Origin of the sequence: Nonomuraea sp. MTCD27, assembly GCF_041950495.1 — a bacterium.
GTDB lineage: Bacteria > Actinomycetota > Actinomycetes > Streptosporangiales > Streptosporangiaceae > Nonomuraea.
Genome location: NZ_JBGNUW010000008.1, coordinates 40762 through 64446, shown reverse-complemented (window position 1 = coordinate 64446; position 23685 = coordinate 40762). Strand labels below are relative to the sequence as shown.

25 protein-coding genes are annotated in these 23685 nt (G+C 69.7%); 15 read left to right on the top strand and 10 right to left on the bottom strand.

What is annotated here, in order from left to right; all coding sequences use genetic code 11:
* Window positions 1-250 precede the first annotated feature (250 nt).
* The 3 genes from ACBJ59_RS24085 to ACBJ59_RS24075 all read left to right on the top strand — a co-directional run bounded on the left by ACBJ59_RS24085 (window position 251) and on the right by ACBJ59_RS24075 (window position 3190).
* Window positions 251-559 (top strand): hypothetical protein, encoded by a 309-nt coding sequence (locus ACBJ59_RS24085; RefSeq protein WP_375112491.1) that lies wholly within the window; start codon window positions 251-253, stop codon window positions 557-559.
* A 14-nt stretch (window positions 560-573) separates the two neighbouring features.
* Window positions 574-1068, top strand: a complete 495-nt coding sequence (locus tag ACBJ59_RS24080; protein WP_375112490.1) for a hypothetical protein — start codon at window positions 574-576, stop codon at window positions 1066-1068.
* 799 nt (window positions 1069-1867) lie between these two features.
* Window positions 1868-3190, top strand: a complete 1323-nt coding sequence (locus tag ACBJ59_RS24075) for an aspartyl protease family protein (RefSeq protein WP_375112489.1) — start codon at window positions 1868-1870, stop codon at window positions 3188-3190.
* A gap of 349 nt (window positions 3191-3539) precedes the next feature.
* Here ACBJ59_RS24075 and ACBJ59_RS24070 read toward each other — a convergent pair whose 3' ends face one another.
* Window positions 3540-4004 (bottom strand): MarR family winged helix-turn-helix transcriptional regulator, encoded by a 465-nt coding sequence (locus tag ACBJ59_RS24070; protein ID WP_375112488.1) that lies wholly within the window; start codon window positions 4002-4004, stop codon window positions 3540-3542.
* 59 nt (window positions 4005-4063) lie between these two features.
* Between ACBJ59_RS24070 and ACBJ59_RS24065 the strand changes: the two genes are divergently transcribed.
* Both ACBJ59_RS24065 and ACBJ59_RS24060 read left to right on the top strand, forming a co-directional pair.
* Window positions 4064-4630, top strand: coding sequence for a GNAT family N-acetyltransferase (locus ACBJ59_RS24065; protein WP_375112487.1), 567 nt, complete (start codon window positions 4064-4066; stop codon window positions 4628-4630).
* 759 nt (window positions 4631-5389) lie between these two features.
* A complete protein-coding gene (locus tag ACBJ59_RS24060; protein WP_375112826.1) occupies window positions 5390-6922 on the top strand; it encodes an amidase in 1533 nt (510 codons plus the stop codon).
* Between the two features lie 183 nt (window positions 6923-7105).
* Here ACBJ59_RS24060 and ACBJ59_RS24055 read toward each other — a convergent pair whose 3' ends face one another.
* Window positions 7106-7687 carry a TetR/AcrR family transcriptional regulator gene (locus ACBJ59_RS24055; protein ID WP_375112486.1) on the bottom strand — a complete coding sequence of 194 codons (582 nt, stop codon included), beginning with the start codon at window positions 7685-7687 and terminating at the stop codon, window positions 7106-7108.
* Window positions 7688-7914: 227 nt separating this feature from the next.
* Here ACBJ59_RS24055 and ACBJ59_RS24050 point away from each other — a divergent pair, with 227 nt between their 5' ends.
* The 8 genes from ACBJ59_RS24050 (at window position 7915) to ACBJ59_RS24015 (ending at window position 16294) form a co-directional block, all read left to right on the top strand.
* On the top strand, window positions 7915-8529 hold the full coding sequence (locus ACBJ59_RS24050) for a CatB-related O-acetyltransferase (RefSeq protein ID WP_375112825.1): 615 nt from the start codon (window positions 7915-7917) through the stop codon (window positions 8527-8529).
* Between the two features lie 38 nt (window positions 8530-8567).
* Window positions 8568-9839 carry an erythromycin esterase family protein gene (locus ACBJ59_RS24045; protein WP_375112485.1) on the top strand — a complete coding sequence of 424 codons (1272 nt, stop codon included), beginning with the start codon at window positions 8568-8570 and terminating at the stop codon, window positions 9837-9839.
* A 179-nt stretch (window positions 9840-10018) separates the two neighbouring features.
* Window positions 10019-11548 (top strand): FAD-dependent monooxygenase, encoded by a 1530-nt coding sequence (locus ACBJ59_RS24040; RefSeq protein WP_375112484.1) that lies wholly within the window; start codon window positions 10019-10021, stop codon window positions 11546-11548.
* Window positions 11549-11835: 287 nt separating this feature from the next.
* Window positions 11836-13272, top strand: coding sequence for an MFS transporter (locus ACBJ59_RS24035; RefSeq protein ID WP_375112483.1), 1437 nt, complete (start codon window positions 11836-11838; stop codon window positions 13270-13272).
* 72 nt (window positions 13273-13344) lie between these two features.
* Window positions 13345-13509: a hypothetical protein gene (locus ACBJ59_RS24030; RefSeq protein ID WP_375112482.1), complete on the top strand. Its 165-nt coding sequence runs from the start codon at window positions 13345-13347 to the stop codon at window positions 13507-13509.
* Between the two features lie 190 nt (window positions 13510-13699).
* The gene (locus tag ACBJ59_RS24025) at window positions 13700-14272 is read left to right on the top strand and encodes a DUF6461 domain-containing protein (RefSeq protein ID WP_375112481.1); all 573 of its coding nucleotides are present in this window, start codon (window positions 13700-13702) and stop codon (window positions 14270-14272) included.
* Window positions 14273-14601: 329 nt separating this feature from the next.
* Window positions 14602-15153 (top strand): RNA polymerase sigma factor, encoded by a 552-nt coding sequence (locus ACBJ59_RS24020; protein WP_375112480.1) that lies wholly within the window; start codon window positions 14602-14604, stop codon window positions 15151-15153.
* Window positions 15146-16294 carry a CU044_5270 family protein gene (locus tag ACBJ59_RS24015; RefSeq protein WP_375112479.1) on the top strand — a complete coding sequence of 383 codons (1149 nt, stop codon included), beginning with the start codon at window positions 15146-15148 and terminating at the stop codon, window positions 16292-16294. The genes ACBJ59_RS24020 and ACBJ59_RS24015 overlap by 8 nt, the downstream gene beginning before the upstream one ends.
* A gap of 224 nt (window positions 16295-16518) precedes the next feature.
* On the opposite strand, the gene ACBJ59_RS24010 is transcribed toward ACBJ59_RS24015, so the two are convergent.
* Window positions 16519-17322, bottom strand: a complete 804-nt coding sequence (locus ACBJ59_RS24010) for a hypothetical protein (protein ID WP_375112478.1) — start codon at window positions 17320-17322, stop codon at window positions 16519-16521.
* A gap of 23 nt (window positions 17323-17345) precedes the next feature.
* Entirely contained in the window at window positions 17346-17867 is a 522-nt protein-coding gene (locus ACBJ59_RS24005; protein ID WP_375112477.1) for a SigE family RNA polymerase sigma factor, read from the bottom strand.
* An 87-nt stretch (window positions 17868-17954) separates the two neighbouring features.
* On the opposite strand from ACBJ59_RS24005, the gene ACBJ59_RS24000 reads away from it, so the two are divergent.
* The gene (locus tag ACBJ59_RS24000; protein ID WP_375112476.1) at window positions 17955-18179 is read left to right on the top strand and encodes a hypothetical protein; all 225 of its coding nucleotides are present in this window, start codon (window positions 17955-17957) and stop codon (window positions 18177-18179) included.
* An 88-nt stretch (window positions 18180-18267) separates the two neighbouring features.
* On the opposite strand, the gene ACBJ59_RS23995 is transcribed toward ACBJ59_RS24000, so the two are convergent.
* Together ACBJ59_RS23995 and ACBJ59_RS23990 are read right to left on the bottom strand one after the other, a co-directional pair.
* Window positions 18268-19107 (bottom strand): MBL fold metallo-hydrolase, encoded by an 840-nt coding sequence (locus ACBJ59_RS23995; protein WP_375112475.1) that lies wholly within the window; start codon window positions 19105-19107, stop codon window positions 18268-18270.
* Window positions 19101-19700 carry a dihydrofolate reductase family protein gene (locus ACBJ59_RS23990; RefSeq protein WP_375112474.1) on the bottom strand — a complete coding sequence of 200 codons (600 nt, stop codon included), beginning with the start codon at window positions 19698-19700 and terminating at the stop codon, window positions 19101-19103. Before ACBJ59_RS23990 ends, ACBJ59_RS23995 begins: the two co-directional genes overlap by 7 nt.
* 71 nt (window positions 19701-19771) lie before the next feature.
* On the opposite strand from ACBJ59_RS23990, the gene ACBJ59_RS23985 reads away from it, so the two are divergent.
* Entirely contained in the window at window positions 19772-20275 is a 504-nt protein-coding gene (locus ACBJ59_RS23985; RefSeq protein ID WP_375112473.1) for a winged helix-turn-helix transcriptional regulator, read from the top strand.
* 207 nt (window positions 20276-20482) lie between these two features.
* Here ACBJ59_RS23985 and ACBJ59_RS23980 read toward each other — a convergent pair whose 3' ends face one another.
* The 4 genes from ACBJ59_RS23980 to ACBJ59_RS23965 form a co-directional block, all read right to left on the bottom strand.
* Window positions 20483-21262 (bottom strand): hypothetical protein, encoded by a 780-nt coding sequence (locus tag ACBJ59_RS23980; RefSeq protein ID WP_375112472.1) that lies wholly within the window; start codon window positions 21260-21262, stop codon window positions 20483-20485.
* A 32-nt stretch (window positions 21263-21294) separates the two neighbouring features.
* Window positions 21295-21717, bottom strand: a complete 423-nt coding sequence (locus tag ACBJ59_RS23975) for a hypothetical protein (RefSeq protein ID WP_375112471.1) — start codon at window positions 21715-21717, stop codon at window positions 21295-21297.
* A 281-nt stretch (window positions 21718-21998) separates the two neighbouring features.
* The gene (locus ACBJ59_RS23970; RefSeq protein WP_375112470.1) at window positions 21999-23285 is read right to left on the bottom strand and encodes an alpha/beta hydrolase family protein; all 1287 of its coding nucleotides are present in this window, start codon (window positions 23283-23285) and stop codon (window positions 21999-22001) included.
* Window positions 23286-23384: 99 nt separating this feature from the next.
* Window positions 23385-23552: a hypothetical protein gene (locus ACBJ59_RS23965; RefSeq protein ID WP_375112469.1), complete on the bottom strand. Its 168-nt coding sequence runs from the start codon at window positions 23550-23552 to the stop codon at window positions 23385-23387.
* Window positions 23553-23685 lie beyond the last annotated feature (133 nt).

The window sequence follows — 23685 nt, the reverse complement described above, 5'->3', positions numbered from 1 at the left end:
GCTCGATCGTCTCTGCCTGCCATCCCCCGGCCGGACGATTCCTTGTCGATGGATGGCTTGGGCTGCCCGTCGCCGCCAGCGGAGACACCCTGCTGCCGGGCGGCGGCCTTGAGGGCGCGGCGGGCCGCGGGCCCGGACATCCCCTCCGGCGTCCACCCTGTCGCCCGGCTCGGTCATGCAGAGGTTGCCGGTGGCCCGGTACCCGCCGCTCGCGGCGAGATTGTCGGTGGGGTTCCCTACGGTTGCGGGCATGATCAACGCCTGGGACGCGGTCCGCGCGGCCGTCGACGCCGAGGACCTCGCCGCCATCGCCGCGCTGCTGACCGGACTCGACGACGCCCAGCGGCGCGAGGTGGCGCGCGAGCTGCCCCGCTACCTGCCGGTGGCGCAGCGGGCCGGCGAGCGACGGGACATCGAGCGCCATCAGGAACACCAGGCCCGGTGGCGGGAGCTGGCCGTCCAGGCGGAGCAGGAGGGCAGGAGCGTATGGGAGCTGCCCGAAGCGCTCGGGATGATCAGCAACAGTCTTGTGGGCGCCCGCGGTCGGTCTTCGCCTTGATGTCGTCCTGGCCGATGAGCAAGCCCACCGCACGCGACCTCGACCGCCTGGTGCTCGCCGACGGACCCGGCGGGCCGGGACTTGCCCTGCTGCTGGCCCGCCACCTGCTGGAGGGGCCCGACGGCGACGGGGTGCGGCCGCTGCTGCTCCTGTCCGCCTCCGGCGGCCTGCCGGGCGCCGAGCTGGGCAGACAACTGGCCGTCCTGCTGGAACGCGGGCATGGCCGCCCGGGCGACGCCATCGCCGCGCTAGCCGAGGCCGCCAGGCTGGGCGCGCACCGGCAGGTGTGGCAGGTGATGACCGGGCTGCTGCCCGCGTACCTGCCGGGGCCCGGGGAATGGGCGACCAGCGTGCACACCAGGCTGCTGCGGCTGGCGGCCGAGGTCGCCGGATGGGCGGACGCGCGGGGCGAGCTGCCCGTGGTGGCCGAGCTGGCCGGCCGGACCCGTACCAGCGAGCTGGTCCGCCAGGCCCGCGACCTGCACGCCCTGCTCACCAGCCCCGCTTGATCCGCCGGCGCGGCGGGCGTTGGATGCGACTGCTGCGAAGGCCGGCCGACGTGCCTCGCGCTCCGGACGGGACCATCTCGCTTCGGCCTGCGAAAGCCGATCCGGCGGCGTGGTGCCGTGCCCACCGGGCGGTCTCGCGCGGCTGGGCCGGTGAGGTGCACCTTCGACGGTGAGGGCGCGGGGGTCAATAGCGGTGGCCGACCTGGCATCCCTGTGTTCGGGTGCGCTGACCAGGCGGAGCTTTCTACGCCGCGGCGGCCTTGTCGGCGGCGAGCTTGGCGCGGTGGCGCTGGCGTTGAGCTGGGGTGATGCTTGTTGACACCTCAGGGCTGTTCCGTGGGGGAATGACGTGCCGTGGATCGTGTGCCTGGCGCGGTGTGCCCCGATCGGGCGGGCGATGCGGACGAAATCCTCCAGGTCGATGCCCACACCGGGACCGGGGCTCTCCTCAGCTCATCACGAACCACGAGTGGTGCCGAATGCGCGCGCGTTGTCTGCCGCATGTCTCGGTTCGTCGATGGCTGCCACCGTCGGTCGTGGCCGTGACACGACCATGACACGGCGCGGTCGAGGCGGGGATACGCCTGGCCGACAGTGGACGGGTCGGACGGCGGGCGAGTTACGCAGCGCGCTGCGAAGCGATCCGGCCACCCGCATCGGTACGACGCCGTACGGCCCGGGTGGCCCCGGCACCACGGTGTCGCCCTCATCGAGCAGGGCGAGATGAACCGGCCGGAGGTGTTGTGCCCGTCCGTCGGACGGAACGTCACGGCGAAGGTGATCAGGAAAAGGAGAAGGCGTGGCTGATGACAGGCAATGGGACCGGCGTTCGCTGCTGCGGGGCGCCGCCGTGCTGGCCGGTGCCGCGGCGGCCCCGCCGCTGCTGGGCGGCGCGGCCACCGCGCTGGCCGGCAGCGGTGACGCGGACGCGCTGTTCGAGGCCGGCAAGTTCGAGGAGGCGGGCCGCGCGTACGAGGAGATCCTCAAGAGAGACCCCAAGAACCTGCACGCGGCCCGCCGGCGCGGCCATGTAGCGCTGCTGGCCAATCGGTTCGCCGACGCCGAGAAACACCTCAAGACGGCCCTCGCCCTGGCGCCCGACGACAAGGACGCCAACTACTTCCTGGCCGACTGCTACATCCGGCAGGACAAATTCGGCCTGTCCGCGCCCCACTGGAGAGCGGCCGGCGAGGACAGCTACGCCACGTGGTTCGCGGCAGTCCGCGGCGAGGCGTACCAGGTCCACGGCGAGACCGCGCGGGTGCCATGGAAGCAGACGGACCCGATGCCGCTGGTGGAGGCCTCGGTCAACGGCGGACCGGCGAAGCGCTTCACGTTCTACACCGGTGCCCCGAATCTGAGCGTGCGCGCGTCGGTGGCCAAGGAGGCCGGGCTGAGCCCCGTCGCCAGTCAGAAGATCGATTTCGAGGGCGGCGCCATCTGGGCGTACTACGGGATACTGGACTCCTTCAAGCTGGGCGGCATCGAACTGCGCAACGTCCCAGTGGGCTGGTCGGCGACGGAGTCGGGCGACGACGTCGACACCGACAGCGACGGCCTGATCGGCACGTGGGTCTTCTACCACCTGCTGACCACCTTCGACTACGCGGGCAGGCAACTGATCCTGCGCCGCCGCACCCCCGAAACGGCCAGGAAGGCACGCGCCGCCGCCAGACGGGCCGGCGCCGAACCCCTGCCGCTGTGGCTGGCCCGTGAGCAATACCTGCACAGCACGGGCAGCTTCGCCGGCGACGCCGGCTCCCGCACCGGGGTGGTGGGCGTGAACTTCGGCGGAGGCAGCGAGATCGCCGCGGGCATGCGCGGGGAAACGGCCGAGCGGTTGGGAATCCGCACCGACTACGACCGCCAGGTCGGGACTTTTGCGCAGAGCCACCCGGCCGTCGTCTATCCCTGCTACCCGAAGGAGATCCGCCTCGGCAACGCCGTCGCCAAGGAGGTCTACTCCTACACGAACCCCAACCAACCGGTCAACGTGCCCTCGCCCTATGGGACGGGGTTCGACACGATGGGCTGGTTTTCCCACTGCTTCTGGAAGCCCTACAACATCACCGTCGACTTCACCGACATGAACCTCTACATCGCCCGCGGCGAGGCCGCCTGATCACCGCGACTGCACGGGCGTCATGGGAGCTACCTGGAACGGCCGGCTCCTACGGTCGAGGGGAGAGGGCGGGCCCGGTGCCCGCACCCCGTCGCCCGGTGCCGCACCCGGGAGTGTCCCGGCCGCCGCCCCAGCGGCAGCCACGCGCGGTCGCAGCCCGGCGAGTTACTGATCGAGCAGGGTCGTCAGCCGGCGTCCGGCGCCCTCCGGCCGGCGCCCTCCGGCCGGCGCCCTCCGGCCGGCGGCCCGGCCGTTTCGGGGCAGGCGGCTCTGAGGCCGCACCTGCGGTCCCAGACGGCGAACGCGGCCTCGCGGACGCCGCCGGCCGGGGCGACGCCGGCCGGCGGCTTCACAGCGGCGTCTCGGCTCGGAGGCGGTCGGCGTGGCGCTGCTGGTGCTCCAGGGCCACGGACAGGAACCTCTCGATCAGGGTCAGCTCAGCCGGCGTGAACCGGTCCAGCTCGGTACGGGCGTCGGCCAGGACGGGGCCCCAAATCTCCTCGCTGAGTCGTTCGGCCCGTTCGGTCAGGTGTACGAGCACGCGGCGGCGGTCGGCCTCATCCCGATGGCGTCGCGCCAGCCCGGCCCGCTCCAGCCTGTCGATGACGGTGGTCATGGCGCCTCCGGTGAGCCCGGCGGCGGCGGCCAGTTCGGTGGCGGTCAACGGCCCTCGGGCGCTCAGGCGGCTCAGGCAGCGCAGGTCGGTGCGGTTGACGCCGAGACGGCGTGCCGCCAGTTCGTCGATGACGTCCGTGGCGTCTTGAAGCTCCTGCACGGCCCTGGCGAGCGCGTCGATCAAATTTTGCTTTGACAATCTAATCCTTAGAAAATTAAAGTGTCTGCTCGTCGCACTTTACTCTCCCGGAGGCGAGCATGTCGAACCAGCAGATTGTCCTGCGCCCCGCCATCAGCGAGGACGTTCCCGCCCTCCTCGCGCTCATGGACTCCGTCCTCGACTGGCTCGTCGCCCGCGGCCGTACGCAACAGTGGGGCACCACGCCCTTCTCCCGCATCCCGGGCTTCCCCGGCAGGGTCGCCGACTGGACCGCCCAGGGAGCGATCACCCTCGCCCAACGGGGTGACGCCTGCGTGGGGCTGCTCGCCCTGGGCCCCACGGCGCCGCCCCGCGTGCCGGCCGGGCTGGTGCCCGACGGGGCCATCTTCATCCACACCGTCATGTCCGACCGCGGACCCGAGGGTCGCGGAGTCGGCGCGACGCTCCTGGAGGAAGCCGAGCACCGCGCCAGAACGTACGGATCTCCGGCCCTGGCCCTCGACCACTGGGCGGGCAGTCCCGAACTGGACCGCTTCTACGAAGGGCGCGGATACGTCAAGGTGGGCGCGTACGAGGACAAGCAGGAGGGAGGGGCCGTCCGCACCACCGTACGGGTCCATCGGCTCACTCCGTCCGTGGACAGGCCTGAGGGCTACGGAGAGTGAGAGGCGTACCCGGTCGACGACACCGACGACGCCATGGGCCCGGAGGGCATACCCGCCGACCATCCTGTGCATCCCGTCGGGATCATGCGGGTGGATGACGGCGGCGCCGTCCTGGTCACGGACCTGCACGCTGGAGCCGGCGCGCGCGTTGAAGTCCGAGGCCGGACAGCTGCCCCCGGGGCCGGGCTGGCACCGACTGCGCTACCCACGCTCAGAACATGGACGGGGCTGCGGAAGCGGACACCTCCGACGAGGTCATCGACAGCTGTCTCCTGCAGATCTGGCCTCAGGGCGAGCCGGCACCACGCGATCAAACGGGGTGCCGGTGGTAATGAAGAAACTTCCAACGAAGCACCGGCCCGACCTGCGGCAACGGCCGCGTCGGCGGCGGCACCATGAGCTCATCCGATGGCCACCGATCGCTCACCCCGCGACTGCGGAACCTGACCCCGGTGACCCTGATCCGCGACAACACCCCGACCGATATCGCCAAGCATTACCCGCACGCCGGGGCCGCTGTTGGGCGCACAATTCAAAATAAGTTACCCCGTTCACTGGACAATCCCCGCACACTATGGCCAGCAGTCGAGCGAATAGTCGGCGGCCGGGGAGATACATGATGAGAATTGAGATGTCTATCTCGTTGCGCGAAGCCGCATTTCATGCCCTCGCCAATGGAGCCGATCTGCTGTTAACCCAGCTGACCTGGGGAGGAGCATCTTGGACGGCAGAACGAGTGCGCAACTTCAGCCAGTGAAGATGGCCGTTTCGGCTTTTCCGGCGAATGCGGGCGACGTGCGTGGTGACAAACGTTTACGGCAGGCCGTTAGAGTCAACTTCATGGAATGGAGTTTTCAGGCGGCCGAAGACCTCGCAGCTGCATTGCGTGCCGGTGAAGTGAGCTCGGTGGAACTGACCGACGAGGCGATCGCCCGTATCGAGCGGGACGACAAAGTGATCAACGCTGTTTGCGTGCCGGACTTCGACCGTGCGCGGGACGCCGCGCGCGGTGCCGACCAGGCACGCGCGCGCGGTGAGGACCGGCCGCTGCTCGGCATTCCGGTGACGGTCAAGGAGTCGTACAACATCGCCGGGCTGCCCACGACCTGGGGCATGCCGCCGCACCGGGACTATATGCCGGCCCAGGACGCGGTACAGGTGTCGCGGCTCAAGGCCGCGGGCGCGGTGGTGCTCGGCAAGACCAATGTGCCGTTGGGGCTGCAAGACATCCAGAGCTTCAACGACATCTACGGCACCACCGTCAACCCGTGGGATCACGGTCGCACGCCGGGCGGATCCTCCGGCGGGTCGGCGGCGGCCCTGGCGTCCGGGTTCGGCGCGCTGTCCATCGGCTCCGACCTCGCCGGCTCGCTGCGCACCCCCGCGCATTTCTGCGGCGTCTACGCGCACAAGCCGACGCTCGGACTGGCGGCCAACCGCGGCATGGTCCCGCCGTCCGAGCCGGCATTGCCGGCCGACCTCGACCTCGCCGTCGTCGGTCCGATGGCCCGCACCGCCCGCGACCTCACGCTCCTGCTCGACGTCATGGCCGGACCGGACCCGCTGACGCTCGGCAAGGCGCACGACCTGACGCTGCCGCCCGCCCGCCACGATCGGCTCCGCGATTTCCGGGTCCTGGTCCTCGACGAGCATCCGCTCATTCCGACCGGGTCCGCCGTGCGGGCGGGCGTGAACCGGGTGGCCGCCGCGCTCGCCGACGGCGGCGGCCGCGTCGAACGGCACAGTCCGCTGCTGCCCGATCTGACCGAAGCCGCGACGCTCTACATGCAGTTGCTGATTTCGGGCTCCGTCGCGCGTTTTCCCATCGAATCGTACGAGCAGCTTCGGACCCGCGCCGACGGACCGATCACAGACGACCAGAGTCTTGACGCCGTGCGGCTGCGCGCCATGCTGTTCAGCCACCGCGACTGGATGGAGGCGAACAACCGCCGCGAGGTCCACCGCCACGGCTGGCGGCAGCTGTTCGCCGAGTTCGACGCCGTGGTGTGCCCGATCACGCCGACGCCCGCGTTCCCGCACGACCACGACCCCAATCCGCTGGAACGGCGCATCGACATCGACGGCGTCGAGTACCCGTACTTCGACCAGCTCGTCTGGGCTGGCCTGGCCACCATGCCCGGCCTGCCCGCCACCGCCATACCGGCGGGTCGGTCCCCCGAGGGCCTGCCGGTGGGAGTGCAGCTCATCGGTCCGATGTTCGAGGACCGCACCCCGCTGCGGCTGGCCGAACTGCTCGAGCAGAAGATCGGCGGCTTCCACGCACCGAAATAGCGCATCTTGCCGGGTATCCGTCGAGGACGAGGTGCGGATCGGTCTCCTCCCGGCACAGGAAGTCCACGGTGCCGGCCGTCCGGGAGATCAACATTCGTCCGTGAACCGGCAGAGCTGTTTCACGAGCCCTCGCTTGTGCAGCGGGAGGGCACCGATGAACTCGGTGGCCTGACAGGGGCTGAGCTACGTCGCCGGGCTCATCCCGGCGAAAAGGGCGTCGAGGATCCGGTCGACGTACTCATGGGTCAGTGGTTCCTGCGTGATCAGGAGTTGGAAGTACAGCGGGCCGGACAGGATCGCCATGGCCAGGTCGAGGTCGAAGGCGGGCGACAGTTGCCCCTGGTCGCGGGCCGTCTTCAAGCGGGCGACCGTCTTGTCCGCCTGTGGGGTGATGAAGCGCTCGTTGAGTGCGGCGGCGATCTGGGGATCGTGCTGGGCCTCGGCGATCAGGGCCTTGTACAGGGGGCCGAAGGGTGGCCTGGCCAGCAGGTCAACGGCCGAGTGGATCTGCGCGCGCAAGTCGGCCATGATGTCGCCGGTGTCGGGGTAGTCCAGGGCGGGCTCGTTCAGTGACAACAGCGAGTCGAGCAGCAGGGCTGCCTTGGACGACCACCGGCGGTAGATGGTCTGCTTGCTGGCGCCCGCTCGGGCGGCGACCGCCTCGATGCTCAGTTTGGCGTAGCCGATCTCCTGGCCGAGCTCCAGCGTGGTCCGCATGATGGCCTCGGTCCGGTCGGCGCCGCGACGGTGTGGCGTGTCGGTCATGCCGACACCTTATCGGTACGGAACGTTCCGTACTTGACGCAGGCGCCCGCCGTGGACATCATCTTATCGGTACGGTACGTTCCGTACGGATAAGAACGGCCAGGTCGCCACCTTGCAACGGTGTGCCCTCAACGAGGCCCGACGTTCTTCACCACACCATCGCCACCTCACAGGAAGAAGACGATTGCGTGACGGCTGTTCCCGCCGACCCGACCGTGGTGCATCCCATGCCCGAGCAGCCCCGAGTGGTGCTGCTCAAGCCGCTGGTCACCTCACCGCTGATCGAGGCCGGCGAGTTCTCCTACTATGACGATCCGGACGACCCGGCCGCCTTCGAGACCCGCAACGTGCTCTACCACTACGGCCCGGAGAAACTGATCATCGGCAAATTCTGCGCGCTGGGCACCGGGGTGCGGTTCATCATGAACGGCGCCAACCACCGCATGGACGGCCCCTCGACCTTCCCTTTCCCGATCATGGGCGGCTCCTGGGCCGAGCACTTCGACCTCATCACCGGCCTGCCCGGACGGGGTGACACCGTGGTGGGCAACGACGTCTGGCTCGGCTACCGGTCCCTGGTGATGCCCGGCGTCCGCATCGGCCACGGCGCGATCATCGCCTCCGGCGCCGTCGTCGTCGAGGACGTCCCCGACTACGGCATCGTCGGCGGCAACCCGGCCCGGCTCATCCGCCGCCGCCACAGCGACGCCGACATCGCCCGCCTCCTCGCGCTGGCGTGGTGGGACTGGCCGCTCCAGCACCTCACCGAGCACGTCCGGACGATCATGTCCGGCAGCATCGACGACCTGGAGCAAGCGGCCCCCGCGCTCCCGCACCACTGATCCGCCCGTATCAAGCACGACAGAATCGGTTCACCAGCATGCCTGCTCCGTCCCACCCCAACCCGTTCGCCGGCTGGCTTCGCGACCACGCCGCCCCGCTCACCCACCTCGACCCCGAGGCGCCGCTCGACGACCTGGAGCCGCTGTGCGACCTCGTCGGCAGCGCACGCGTGGTCGCGATCGGCGAGAACTCCCACTTCATCACCGAGTTCTCCCAACTGCGGCAGCGCATCCTGCGCTTCCTCGTCGAACGCTGCGGCTTCACCGTCCTGGCCTTCGAGTACGGCTTCAGCGAAGGCTTCCCCCTGGACGCCTGGGCCCAGGGCGAGGGCACCGACGACGACCTGTCAGCCCAGCTCGCCACGGCCATCCCGGTGGGCGTCGAGGAGCCGCTGCGCCGGCTACGCCGGCACAACGCCACCGCCGGGATGCCGATCCGCTTCGCCGGGATCGACATCCCGGCGGCCGGCGGATCACTGCTGCCCGCCCTGGCCCCCGTCGCCGACTACCTGCGCGACATCGACCCCGAGACCCTGCCGGCCATCGAGCAGGCGATGCGGATCGCCGGATCGTTCGCCGGAGCCTCCGCCGCCTCGGCCGCACCCGCCTGGACCCGCCTGCCCGCCGCCGAGCAGGACGCGCTCAGCGCGATCCTCATGCGCCTGCTCCTCCGCTTCCGCGCCGTCGAGGTGCTGTACGTCTCCCGTGGCGACCGGCACAGCTACGACATCGCCCTGCGCCGCGTGGAGGCCGCCTGCCACGCCGACTACGGTTTCCGCGCGATGGCCGGCCTGTACGCCGGCACCGGGTGGACCGCCGACACCTCGGCCCGGGACGTCTACATGGCCGGATCGGTCCTGTGGCACCTCGACCGCTCCGGCCCCGGGGCCCGCATCGTGCTGGCCGCCCACAACGCCCACATCCAGAAGACGCCGGTCTCCTTCGACGGCCACCTCACCGGGCTGCCTATGGGACAGCACCTGCACAATGGGCTCGGCGACGACTACGTCGCCCTCGCCCTGACCAGCATCACCGGACGCACCGCCGACATGCGCCCCGACGAGAACGCGCGCTTCGGCTTCGCCATCGACGACACCGCGCTGCAGCCACCCGAGCAGGGCAGCATCGAGGCCGCCTTCGCCGAGGCCGGACTCGGGCTGAGCATCGGCGATCTCCGCCGGGCGCCCCGCGAGGTCCCCGGCCCCGACCGCTACCGGATCCAGAGCGCCTACCTGCACACGCCCATCCTGGACGCGTTCGACGCCGTCCTCACCACCCCGGCCTCCACCGTGGCCGACCTCGAAAGCTGACGAACCCCAAGATGACCTCGAAAGCAGACGAACCCCAAGATGACGCAGCACGATCCCACCCCGGCCACGCCATCGCCGGAGCCGTCCAGGAGATCATCGGCTAGGCCCGGAACCCGCGGACCGGGGAGTAACGACATCCGCATGCTGACGACAACGACGAAACGCGAGGGAAACGGCACATGACGAACGCCGATGTGATCATTGTGGGCGCCGGCCCGACCGGCCTCATGCTGGCCGCCGAACTGCGGCTGGCCGGCGTGCGGCCGCTGGTGCTGGAACGGCACCCGCACCGCCGCGACACCCCGAAGGCCGGTGGTCTGGGCGGGCAGATCCTGGAGCTGCTGCGCTATCGGGGCTTGCTGGAACGTTTCCAGGCGGCCTGCCCCGGCCCGATGCCCGCTCCCCGGTTCCCGTTCGGCGGGGTTCATCTGGACTTCACCCAGCTGGAAAACCCGCCGCTGCACGCCCTGCCGCTGCCGCAGCAACTGCTGGAACGGCTGCTCGACGAACGCGCCGGTGAACTCGAGATCGATGTCCGGCGCGGGCACGAGGTGACCGGGATCAGCCAGGACGAGACCGCGGTGACGGTGGACGTGCGGGGCCCGGACGGGCCGTACCAGGTGAGCGCCCGCTACCTGGTGGGCTGCGACGGCGCCCGCAGCCGCGTCCGCGACTGGGCCGGTATCGGCTTCCCCGGCACCGTCTACCCGGAGGTCAACCGGCTGGCCCAGGTCACCCTGCCCGGCACGGTCACCGTGCTCGGCAACGGCGATCTCGACGTCCCCGGCTCCGGCACGATCCGCGCCGGTTTCACCCGCACCGACCACGGCCTGTTCGGCCTCGGCTCCGCACCCGGCGCCACGAGCGTCTCCCTCTACACCATCGAGGACGAGACCACCGAGTACGACGACGACGTCCCGATGACCCTGACCGAACTCCAGGACAGCATTCACCGGGTCCTCGGCACGCACCTGCCCGTGGCCGGATCGACCCGGCTGTCCCGCTTCACCTTCAAAGCCCGCCAGGCCGAGCACTACCGGGCCGGGCGCATCATGGTGGCCGGGGATGCGGCGCACCTGTTCCCGGCCACCGGCGTGGCACTCAACGCGGGCATGCTGGACGCGGTCAACCTGGCCTGGAAGCTGGCCGCCGACCTGCACGGCTGGGCACCGCCCGGCCTGCTGGACACCTACCACGACGAACGCCACCTCGCCGGGACCCGCACCATGCTGCACACCCGCGCCCAGGTGGCGCTGCGCCGCGGGCACGACCCGGCCGCAGAAGCGCTCCGCGAGGTCTTCCAGGAACTGCTCACCGACGAGCAGCCGCTGCGCCGCATGGGAGCCTTCGTCGCCGGCACCGACCTCCGCTACCCCATGCCCGGCACCGATCACCACCCGCTGACCGGCACCTTCGCCCCCGACCTCGCCCTGCACACCGACCAGGGCGTCACCAGCGTCGCCGACCTCCTGCACCCCGCCCGGCCCATCCTCCTCGACCTCGCCGACCGCTCCGACCTGCGCGAGGCCGCCCGCGACTGGGGGCAGCGCGTCGACGTCCACACCGCCAAGACCGACCAGCGACCCGCCGACGCCCTGCTGATCCGCCCGGACGCCCACATCGCCTGGGCCGCACCCATCGACGACCCCGCCGGAACAGCCACGCCTGCGCTACGAGAAGCACTCTCCATCTGGTTCGGCACACGCTGACCTCGGCCGCAACCACGCGCCCCGAGAAAGAGGCACTCGGCGTGCCGGCCATGGGAATCGAACCCGGCCAGCCCGCAACTGATGGATGAGCCACGACCGAACCCCGCACCACAACGATGGCCCGCCCGCTACGCGGGCCATCGTTGGTGACCAGCGACCCGGGCCATGTCCGACCAACGCGCGTGGATGGCGTGCCTGGCACCACCACCTGCCCGATCCCCATCACCTGGTCGTTGACCGCGTTCACAAGCGTGAGACCAGTAATTAACTGCCTTAGGAGGATTTGCGTGAAAGCGTTGCTCACCCTGACCTGCGCAGGTCAGTTCATGGTGCTGCTCGACAACACGATCGTCGGCGCTGCCCTGCCGGACATGCAGCAGCGGCTCCACACCGGGCTGACCGGCCTGCAGTGGATCGTCGACGCCTACGTGCTGCTGGTGGCCATGCTGCTGCTGTCGGGCGGCGTCTTCGCCGACCGGTTCGGCCACAGGCGGGTGTTCCTGGCCGGGGTGGTGGTGTTCACGGCCGCGTCGGTGGTGTGTTCGCTCGCGCCCTCGATCGGCTGGCTGATCGCCGGGCGGGTGCTGCAGGGCGTCGGAGCCGCGGCGCTGAGCCCCGCCTCGCTGGCGCTGCTCGCCGCCGCGTATCCCGCCCCGAGGGAGCGCGTCAGAGCGATCGGGTTGTGGGCCGGTTTCAGCGGCATCGGCCTGGCCGCCGGACCGCTGGCGGGCGGGATCCTGGTGGAGTCCTTCGGCTGGCCCGCCATCTTCCTGGTCAACGTGCCCATCGGGGCTGTCCTGCTGCTGGCCGGGCTGCGCGTGCTGCGCGAGTCCCGCAACCCGAGCGCGCCGCCGATCGACGTCCCCGGCACGGTCCTGTCCGTCGCGGGCGTGGGCGCTGTGACCTACGGCCTGATCGAGGGCGGTTCCCGAGGCTGGACCTCGCCGGTGATCCTGGGCAGTTTCGCCGCCGGGCTGGTGCTTCTGGCCGCGTTCGTCGTGGTCGAGGGTCGTGTGTCGACGCCGATGCTGCCGCTCCGGCTGTTCCGTCAGCGGCTGTTCACGGTGTCCAACGCGGCGATGGTCGTGGTCGGGTTCGCGCTGATGGGGTCGTCGTTCTTCTTCTCCCAGTTTTTCGTCTACGTCCAGGGCACTTCGATCCTGGTCGCCGGGCTGCGGACCTTGCCCGTCTCGCTGGCCATGGTGATCGTCAGCCCGTACGCGGGCCGGTTCGCGGCCAGGTACGGCTTCCGCGTCGTCGTCGGCATCGGCCTGGCGCTGGCCGGGCTGGGGCTGCTGGCGCTGGGCTTCGTCCACGCCGATACCGGCTACGGGAACGTGTGGTGGCGGCTGGCGGTCGTCGGCATCGGTTTCGCTCTCACCATGTCGCCGCTGACCGGGGCCGCCATCCAGGCGGTCAGCCCGCAGGAGGGCGGCCTCGCCTCGGGCGTCAGCAGCACCACCCGGCAGATCGGCGCGGTGCTCGGCGTGGCGATGCTCGGGGCGATCGTCCACACGCGGCAGTCCGGCGGCGCCTCCTTCGAATCCGGCCTCAACAGCGCCTTCCTCGCGGCAGGTGCCGTGACGCTGGCCTGCGCCGTACTGACCGGCCTGTGGCTGACCGCGGCCCGGACACCGACGGGCGTCCGGGCCGCACAGCCAGGAGGCCAAGCAGTCAGTGAGCCGCCGCAGACAGCTCCTTCCACCACTCGGCCCACGTCTTGAGCCGCTCGGAGTAGGCCTGCTGGGTCATCCGCAGCCCTTCGAATCACGAGGCGGCCCGAACTCGAGCGGGCCGTGGACCTGGCCCGCGAGATACGCGCCTCCGGCATCGCCGTCACCTTGGTCGTCCACGAACACGAACGGCTCGGCCGCGGCCTGGCCCTGGCCGAGCTCGCCGACAACTCCGCGCTGCAGGCGTCGCCTGGAGGTTCCACCGGCGAGCTCCAAAGGCAGCCATGATCCGTCCGGCGTGGTGTTCACCGCGCTACCGAGGCCCCCAAAGGCACGAACGGACAGCTCGCTTACAAGTAGGCCGATCACGTCGCTTATGCGGCGCAAGGCAGCGGAGGGGACAGCCGCGTCGCGCACAGCCCCGTCATCCCCTGACGACGCGACTGTGCCTGTCGGTGCCGGCTGGCAGCATGGCGACATGTCTTTGCAGCCCCTCGATGTCTCTTGGCTCTGCGGCAAATACGGATGGGAGTGCTACAGCTTCATCTACGTGCGTTCCACGCCCGAACAGGTGGTCGCGCGTCTCGGCGGTCGATGGGAGGACTTCGCGCCGGGTCCCTTCCCCGACGACCCGGATGACTTCCCAGGCCCCGGGGAGCCTCTCGGCGTCACCTCCATCGGCGATTGGACATTCGTCTTCGACCCTGACTGGCTCGGCACCCGCGAAGCCGTTATCACCGAGCTCTCCAAGGGCACCCGCCTCGTCTCCCAAGCCGCACTCGCCATCAAGGGCATCGACTACTTCTACTGGTGCGAGGACGGCGAGATCAGATTCTGCTGGGGAGACGATGACGGATATCTGATAGGGACCCCGGACGAACTCATGGACACGATGGCGGACATCGACCGGCTCTATCCGCGGTTTTCCTATTTCTACAAAGGGCCGGCCTTCCTGCTCGTCGAGCACCTGACCGGGATCAGGGCGACGGAGCGACTGCTGAAGAACTCCACGTTCAGGTGGGGCGTCGTCCCAGCACCGGACAAGTCGTGACGTTGGCGCGGCCGCAGGGCGCCCCCGCACGGTCCGAGCGGTTCCGCCCGTAGTTGCGGCAGCAGCATGAAGTGCGGGGTGTGGTACTTCGGCGCGACCTTCCCGCCCTGCGACCGCCGGAACGGAGAAGGGCGACCCGGACTACGGCTTGGCTCGGACAGCGAATGCCCTCCGCAACCCTCTGCGTACGCAACCGATTCATGAGCGCCCGCACGAGAACGCACTGACGTTCCCTGGTCACGGTCACCGCGTGAAAGCACGACGAGGCTTCGGGCAACAAGAGGTGTTCAGCACTTAGAGCATCACTCGACCCAAGCGGAGTTGCCTGCATGGCTACACCACCCGACCTCACCGACCCGCCCGATCTCCGGGCTGACTGGGAGGAAATCTTCACCACGCACTTCGCGGGAATCCACCGCTACATCGCCAGACGGTTGTCCGAAGACGTCGCCGACGATCTGGCCGCCGAGGTTTTCCTGGCCGCGTACCGGAGAGGTTACGATGCCTCGCGCGGCGCGGTGCGACCCTGGTTGTACGGGATCGCCACGCGTCTCATCTCGCGGCACAACCGCAGCGAGATGCGCAAATGGAAGGCTCTCAGCCGGACGGCGCAGCGGCCGGAGCACAGCCATGAGGACGCGACCCTCACGCGGGTGGCGGCGAGCGAGCTGACCGGCAGGCTGGCGGGAGCGCTGGCCAGGCTCAACCGCAGGGACCGCGATGTCGTCCTCCTCCACGCGTTGGGCGGTCTCAGCCACGCCGAGGTCGCCGCTGCTCTGACCATCCCGGCCGGCACGGTCGCGTCCCGCCTCAACCGTGCCCGTAAACAACTCCGCAAGGCGCTCGGCGACGTCAATCCTCTGGAGGACAACCATGGATGAGTTCGAGCTGCTGGCCAGGTCTCTTCCCGACGCGCCGCCGCCGCCACAGGAGGTGGTCGACAGGGCCCGCACCCGGATGTCAGCCACTGTGGGCCGCCCCGTGCGGCACGTCAGGCACCGTCGCGCCTTCTGGGGATGGACCGCTGTGGCCACCGTCGCCGTCATCACCGCCGTCATCGCCTTGGTGTCGAGCCTGGCACCGGTGCCCGCACCGGTGATCGCGCCTCCCCGCGGCAACGACGCCCTGCTCCGGCTCGCCGATGACGTGGTCCGGCTTCCGGATCGGTCCGGCACGTACTGGCGCAGGCCGCTGCTCAACGGCGGGCTGATTCGGGTGAAGGCCGGGGACGAGACGTTCAACGTCCTGTCCGTTTCCCGTGTAGATCTGTGGCAGCCCCGCGATCCGCACGATCCTGTCCAGGCGCGGATGCGGCAGGAGTACGTGCGCCCTGCCGCCTTCGCCGACGAACGCCTCTGGAGGGCGGCCGGCTCCCCCTCGGTGGCCCAGCGAGTGTGCACTCCGGGCACGCCTGCCAAGGATTGTGGAAAGGTACGGGTTACCAGCGAACCCTCCAAATGCGTGTATACGCGTGCCGCCGAACCGGGCGGCGTGTTCGCCGACCGGCGGTTGGGTGACCTCACGCTCGCCGATCTCGCGGCACTTCCGGCCGACGCCGATGGGCTGCGGGAGAAGCTGCGCGGCTACTGGCAGGCGAACCCGGAGCGCCAGAGCTTCGAAGGATTCCTGCCCCGCGCGTCGGCGCTGCTCGGGATGCCGGTCAGACCCGCGGTACGGGCGGCCGCCCTCCGCCTCCTGGCCGGACTGCCGACGACCAAGGTGGGCGGAACGATCATCGACCCACTCGGGCGTCCAGGCGTTTCGGTCACCTTCATCAAGAGTGAGGGATTCTCCGCCGAGTTCGGCACAGACGACGAGGTGGCCGAACGGTACACCACCATCCTCGACCCCAGGACCGGCACCGTCCTGGCGTCCGATGCCGCGATCGCGGACGAGAGCACCGAAGGGCTCACCAAGGGCACATACCTGCACTACACAGTGTGGACCTCCGAGGCGGGCTGGACCGACGACAGGCCGGAGCGGCCGCGTGGTTGCAAGCTCAGCGACCGACCCATTCCATGACCATGGCCGGAGGCACCCGCATCCGGCCATCCACGCCAAGCCGCCTCGACCCTGCGCACTGACGCGACCCTTCGTCCGCCTGCCAGGAGAGCCGCCCGTCCAGGAGGTTGCGGCCGAGACGGTCGGCCTCCTGGACGGTGAGCGGGTCGCCGTCGCTGATGTGGGACAGCGCGTTCAGCGGCGCGGGCCGGAGGCCGGCCCGCGCCACAGCGGAGGGGTGCCGGTCAGGAGGTCGGCTTGGCCTTCGGCTGGCCGAGTTTCTCGGCGGGCGCCTGCTGCACCTGGTTGGCGGGTGGGGCGGTGACCGAGACCGGGGTGCCGAAGTCGCTGAAGTCCGTCATGGTGGGGCGGCCGGCGTCTTCGAAGTCGACCTCCAGGTGCCGGACCCGGCCCTGGTCGTCCACGTCCACGACTCCTGTGACCTCTGCTGACGAGCCGGCATCGTCGTCGGTGCCGGCCGTGGCCTCCAGCGAGAACGTGAACCGCTTGCCGGTCCAGCCCTGTCCCGAGGCGGCGCCGCTCTCGCGGACGTCGGTGGCCGTACGGAGCCGCTGCAGCGCCGCCTGCGGGTCCAGCGGGGCGAGCTTGACCAGGGCGACGGCCGGCGGTTCCTGCTCCAACGCGGCATCGCTGCGCGGGGAGACCATCCAGGTGGCGGCGCCGCTGTCCTTGACATAGATCAGGTCGCCGAGGATCCGGGTCTCCGCCCCGTCGTTCCTCGTGATGACACCCGCCTGCCGGACGGGATCGAAGGCGCCGTCGAACTCCTTGTCGCGGGACGTGGTGTGAATGCGGTAGCTCTCCTGGCCGGTGTTCTCGACGGCGGCGACCACCTGAGCCTGCGCCGTGGACGGGGTGGCGGGCAGCACGACCGTGACCAAGGCCACCGCGGCGGCGGCGCCCAGCGCGGCGAGCGGGGCCAAGATCCTGGCCGGCCGACGTCTCGGCAGCGCCGGCATGACGTCGATGCCCGCCGGCCGGTCCTCGGTCGCCTTGGTGAGCAGCGTGCGGATTTCATGCTCGTTCATGGACGGCTCCTCGTGTTGGCTTCTCACCGGATCCCACTCCCTTCCTCCTCGATTCGGTTGACCAGCGTGCCGGGCGGGATCAGCCGCCGCATCGCCTGCAGGCCACGGTGCGTGTGGGTCTTGACCGTCCCCACCGAGCAGCCCATCAGGTCGGCGACTTCAGCCTCCGGAAGGTCCACGAAGAACCGCAGCACCAAAGCCGTCCGCTGCCTGACCGGTAGCTTCGCCAGCGCGTTCCGTACGTCCTCGGCCACGGCCCCGGCGTCTCCCAGATCGCCCGGACCGGGCAGATCGGGCAGCTCGGCCCGGGGGACCTCGCGGCGCCATCGCGCACGCCACCACGATCGGTACGTGTTGACAAGAATGCGGCGCAGGTAGGCGTCGGGGGCGCTGCTGGTATCCAGCCGGTGCCACACCCGATACAGCTTGCCCAGGCAGGACTGCACCAGATCTTCAGCCAGGTGCCAATCCCCCGTGAGCAGGACCGCCGTTCTCAGGTGGTGATCTCCCCGGTGCCGCACGAACTCCACGAATTCCGCGTCCACCAGCTCTCCTCTCCTTCATGGGACCACCTCCTGACACTCCTTGAGCTTCGTCCTGGGTTGACCGGAATCCCACGGATATTTCGGTCGATGCGGAGCCGTGCCCGGTTGCCGCGCCGCCCTGCCATTCGAGCGCGTCGACCGGACCCGTTCGACCACGTCGCCGTGGACGCGTACCGCGCGGTCAATGACGCCCGCCGCAAGCGCGGCCAATCCATCCGCACCATCGCCACCGGAGTGCGGGTCTTCGTCGGCGTCGTCCACAAGACCCTCGCAGAAGCCCGGCTCACCGCCGCGGAGGGCAACCCCCGCTGACCAGCCCGACCACCCTGGAGAACGTCGTGTCGTCGCCCCAGCCCCCGACCGGCGACCCGCGTGTACTGGCCGTGTCGCACACCGATCGCTAGCCGGGCGTCCCGTCGCGCTCGCTTCTTCGGGCGAGGCGCTGAACCTGCCCGTTGTGCACATCGCTCACCCACTCCCAGCCGGGCTTGGCCGATGGGCCGATCCGCGGGTCGCTGGGATCCCGGCCGTCACGCAAGGCGAGCACGTACGCCCGATCCCGCTCGATCCGTGCGCGCACCTGATCAGCTCCGCCGACGGACCCGTGGCCCGGGACGAGGACGTCGACGCCGCCCGCCACCTCCTCGAACAGCCGCAGCGCTGCGAGGTAGTCCTCGATCGGGTCAGCGGTGCCGTCCAGGTCGAGCATCGGAACCAAGACATCGGAGAGCATGTCGCCGGCGACGAGAACCCCGCGTTCCTCGATGAACAGCGCCGCGTGGCCCGGTGCGTGCGCTTGATGCTCGATGATCCGGACGTGAGGGCCGCCCTCCCATGGAATCTGCGTCGTCTCGGCGGGCAGGGCGGTGATGAGGCCGAGCAGGTCCAGCGGGACCTGTCCGGCGATCTCCGTCTCCTGCAGGTGGGCGGCGATGTCGGCCTTCGCGCCCGGGTCGGACAGCTGATCCCGGACGGTGGCCGCGCAGCGGGCCGTGCCGTAGCGAGGGGCCGCGCCGAGCTGGGCGTGCCAGAGCAGGTGATCCCAATCCGGATGCGTCGAGAAGCCTGCCACCACGGTCTGGCCCGAATCTGACAGGTCGTTCGCCAGGCAGGCCATCTCGTCGCCCGTTATCCCGGGGTCGATGAGCAACACGCCGGCCCGGCCCTGCACGACAACGGCGTTGCTCTGCACGAACTCGCTCTCGTGGACCAGCACGCCCTCCGCGACCTGCCTCAGCACGAGCTCGCCCCCTTTGCGTCCCGGATGGCGTAGCGATGCATCGTGACGCCCTGCTCGAACGATCGCTGCTCGAGCAGGTCGAGCTCGATCGGCATGTCGTAGTCGTCGAACAGCGGCCTGCCGAAGCCGAGGATCGCGGGGTGGGTCCAGAGCATCAACTCGTCAAGAAGCCCCGCCCGGAGCAACTGCGTCGCGAGCGCCGCGCCGCCCACGCTGATGCTGCCGTCGGTTCCGGCTCGCAGGGCGGCGAGCTGCTCGATCGCGTCGTCGCCGCCGATGATCCGGGTGTTGTGATCGGCGCTGAGGCGGGTGCGGGAGACAAGCACCTTGGGCTTGGCGGTCCAGATCTCGCCGTACTCGCGCATGTAGCCCGGCAACGACGCGTCCCCGCGCGCCCGTGGCCAGTACTCCTCCATGACCTCGTAGTAGACCCGGCCCTGGACCATGAGCGCGAGCGCCCGCGTCCGCGCATTAGCCTCGCGGTGCAGCTCCTCGCCGATGCGCAGCCACTCACCGGCACCGTTGTCCCCAGGAACTTGCTCGATCCGCAGGTCGAGGGACGCCTGCATCGAATAAACGAAGCGGCCCATCATCGCCCCATCCCAAGAGTGATTGCATTCTGCAACTACTATAGGGAGGACGAAATACCTGTCAAGGAGGAATCGTGGAACCACGGTCCGGGTGTCCGGTCAACGCCGCCGTCGAGGTACTCGGAGATCGCTGGTCGTTGCTCGTGCTGCGCGACGTCATCTTCGGCGACCGCCGCTATTTCCGGGCGCTGCTCACCGGGTCGGTCGAGGGCATCGCTTCGAACATCCTCGCCGACCGCCTCGTGCGGCTCGTCGACGCGGGGCTCCTCACCCGTGGCACCGCCGCGCGGGGGCAGCGCGCTCGCTACAGCCTCACCGAAGCCGGGATCCAGACTCTTCCGATCATCTACGCCCTCGGCAACTGGGGCCTCGACTGGCGCCCGGGCAGCGACGAACTTCAGAGCCGGCAGCAGCTCATGCGCGAGGAGGGTCCGGCGTTCATCGAGGAGCTCATGGACGAGCTTCGCGTCCGCCACCTCGACGCCCCGCCGAAGCCGCACGACGGTCCAGGCCCGTTCGAACGCCTCGACGCCGCCTACGCCGCGACCGCCGAGCAAGAACACATCGATCAACGGTGACGGAACGGCCCCCGCCCTGACCTTCTTGGGCTCCGCCAGCTTGCCGTCACTGCGCGCAAGACGTCGCCGGCATGGGACGGACACACTGCCCTGCGAAACAGGCCTCCCACACCAGCCGGTTCCCCGCGGGGCGGTGCTCTTGAGGATGGTTGCCACGATGACCCTCAGAGGTGGAACGCGAGATCAGACCTTGAAGGAAATGGCAGGTCACCCCCAGTCGCAGAAGTAGCCGTAGTGACCGATGCCGACCGGGTGGCCCACGGGGAGTGGATCGCCCATGAGCGGCGGGATCTCGACTGCGTCCCAGTCCAGCGTCCCGTCGGCGCGGAAATGCCGGGCGAGACGAACGACATTGTCGGACCGCCCATCCGAGTAGATGAACAGATCGAGGTCCACGCCGAAGGGAGGCTCCTCTGCCTGCGCCACCATCGGGGCCACGAGCCACGAGCAGGCCCAGCGCATCTCGTCCGGATCTGTGGTGACCACATGCTCGGAATGGCTGAACGAGCCCGATCCCGCCTCCATGATGAGCTCGTAATACGAGAAGGGCGGCTCCTTCTCCAGGGCGCCGGTGTCGTCGGCCCAGGCGTTCAGGGCGGCGACTCCGGCGCGCGCGGCGGCATGGCCAGGATCGGTTTCCAGCACGCTCGCGTACAGGGCTTGTGCTTCGTCATGTCGGCGGGCGAGCGTGTCGTCGTCCTCGCCATGCGCCATCGCGTGGTCGTCATCGATCTGCCAGAAAGCGATTTGCTGAACGAGCCGTCCAGCCAGGAGGACGGCGGCGAGCTGATCGTCAGGGCGGGCGCGCAGGGCGGCGCGGAGCCAGGGTTCCTCCGGCCAAGTGGCCAGGAAATCGCTGTCCATGGCGTCTTCCAGGGAGTCGGTCCTGAGCATGCACAGCAGGCGGCCCAGTTCGCGAGCGGCATCCGGGTTCCCGGCGGCAGCCGCGACCCGCAGCCTTGTGATCGTCTCCTCGATGATCGGCATGGCACGCCATGCTAGCGCCGGCTGGGTCGGCATCATCCGACGACGCGTTCGCGGGACGCCGCCCGTATAACCCGGTGAGTGGCGGGCAGCGCGCGGCTGACCGCGGTGACCAGTAGGCCGGCAGCCGTTACGAATGTCAGACAAAGCACAGATTGCAACAGCCGGTGCATCCCGATCGGGTCGGTGATCCAGAGGAACGTTATCGCTGCTACGAAACTGGCGCCAGCCGTGGCCATGAAGGTCCTCCGCGCCAAAAACCCCGTCAAGCGATCGCTATATCGAGACAGCCTGCTCGGCCCGAGCAGGTCAACGATGACCGCGGCACCAGCCACGAACGAGAGGATCTTGCCGAAGCGGCCCCACCAGATCATCGACAGCCCCAGCAGGTCGTTTCCGGGGGTTGACCTGCCGTCGAACCACATGCCCCACGCCTCGAAGTAGCTGACGTTCGCCATGTTCGGAGCGTAGAAGCGGCACAGGACGCTGCCCAGTGACCCCCGGAGTCCGTTCCGGTACTCGCCGCGGCAACACCTCAAGACGCGGGCACCGAGGGATCGGCCATCCGTTGACCGAACTGACACCGCGGCATCCACCCAGATGGCGGGCGCTTTCGCACCCTTGTTGGAGCGCGCCATATCCAGAACGGGCGAGATCGAGTGATAAACGCATCGGATAATAAGATATTTCCAACCGGCGCCCGGCGAGACATTAAGTAGACTTCAACTGCATTCAGTCCCTAGTCGATGAAGTCGATGTTCGGGTGCCGCGGGGATTCGCCGTCGAACAGGTGCCGGTCCCGTCCGCGAAGGTGCAGGTCGAAGAACGCGCCGATGTAGTCCCGTTGCGCGGCCAGCGAACGACGGGGATCGATGGTGCCGATGACCGCCTCACGCTTCTCCGGCGCCACGCGCGCGCCGAGTTGCGGCACGATGATCTGCAGATCGCTGTAGGCCATGTGCGTGCTGCCGCCGCGCAGGAGCAGATCCCGCTTCCAGCCTCGCTGGTTGGCCCAGAAGTCCGCCCAACTGCGGTCGAATTCGGGATGCCGGTGCGTGTGCTCGAGCGGTTTCCCGTTCTCGTCGACGCCCTCGGCGCCCATCAGGAGGAACGGCCTGTCCAGGCCGCGTTTCGTGACTTCGCCCGGCACGTAAGGAGTCCCCGGGGGATAGCCGAACGCGGTCGCCATCGCGCCGTCCAGGTTGATCCCGGCGTCGATGCGGCGGTCGTGGACCATCGTCTCGCCCGCGGTGAACCCGCCGTAGGAGTGCCCGTAGGCGCCGACCCGGGACAGGTCGAGCGACCGGCCGAGCCCGCGGGGGAGCGGCCGCTTGCCGGCGTCGGGGTTCTCGCCCCGGGTGATCTTCGTGAGCTGGTCGAGGACGAACCGGCTGTCGGCGACCCGGGCGTCGAGCGCCGTCTTCTCGAAGTCGGGGATTCCATCCCCGGACACCGCGAGTTCGAGCCGCCCGCCAGGGAACTCGACCGCCACGCTCTCGTAGGTGTGCGAGAGCGAGACGACCACGTAGCCGCGGCTCGCCAGATCGTCGACGATCGCCGTGTACGTCTCCCGCGGGCTGCCGAAGCCGGGGGAAAAGAGCGCGACCGGCTTCGGCGCGCCGTGCGCCACGGGGACGCCGGTCTCGGCCCTTCGCTTCGCCGATGCCCAGTCGATGGAGCCGGCCGGGAGATCGAGGTAGTCCTCGCCGGCCAGCGCCTGGTCGATGACGGTGCTCATGCCGGGCGTGAGCCACGGTGCCCGCGGGCCCCCGGCGGACGGGTCCGCCGGGTAGGTGACGGTGACCATGAGCTCCCGGCGGCGTTCCGGTTTCCACGGGTCGGGGCGGGAGGGGTCGAGGAGGTGGAGGTCGGTGGTGCCGACGTCGTACCGGCCGGTGAGGGCCGGCGCGGTGAGCTTGGCCTGCTCCGCCGCCACGGCGGGAGCGGCCGCGGTGAGCCCGCCCGCGAGCGCGAGGCCCGCGATCAGCGCCGAACCCCGCACCACCCAGGTGTGTCTCGATGACACTGCTGGAGTCCTTCCGGATCGGGGCGGCCCAGCGGCCGCCTGCTTCCGACCCTGGCAGCGCCCCGGCACTACGCGCATCCTCCTTCGGACGGAGCCGTCTCATCCGTGAAGAGCACGGTAGGCCGACGCCGCCCCGGGGTGCGCAGCCACCTCGCCCGTGCCGATCAGTGCCCGGACGTCGAGGAACCGCGTCCCCACCGCGGGCGCCGGCACGAGGTCGGCGGCGTGGCCGACCAGCACGCGCGCCACGGCGGCCGCGACAGTCATCCGTGAGCTTGTGGCGGCTGAAGGCGCTGCTCGGGCAAACGACCGCTTGTGCGAGTCGCGCGGTGTCGGGGTCCGTGTCGCCGGGGTGGCCCTGGTGATCTCCCACGCCAGTATTCGCATCCGCTCGACGTGG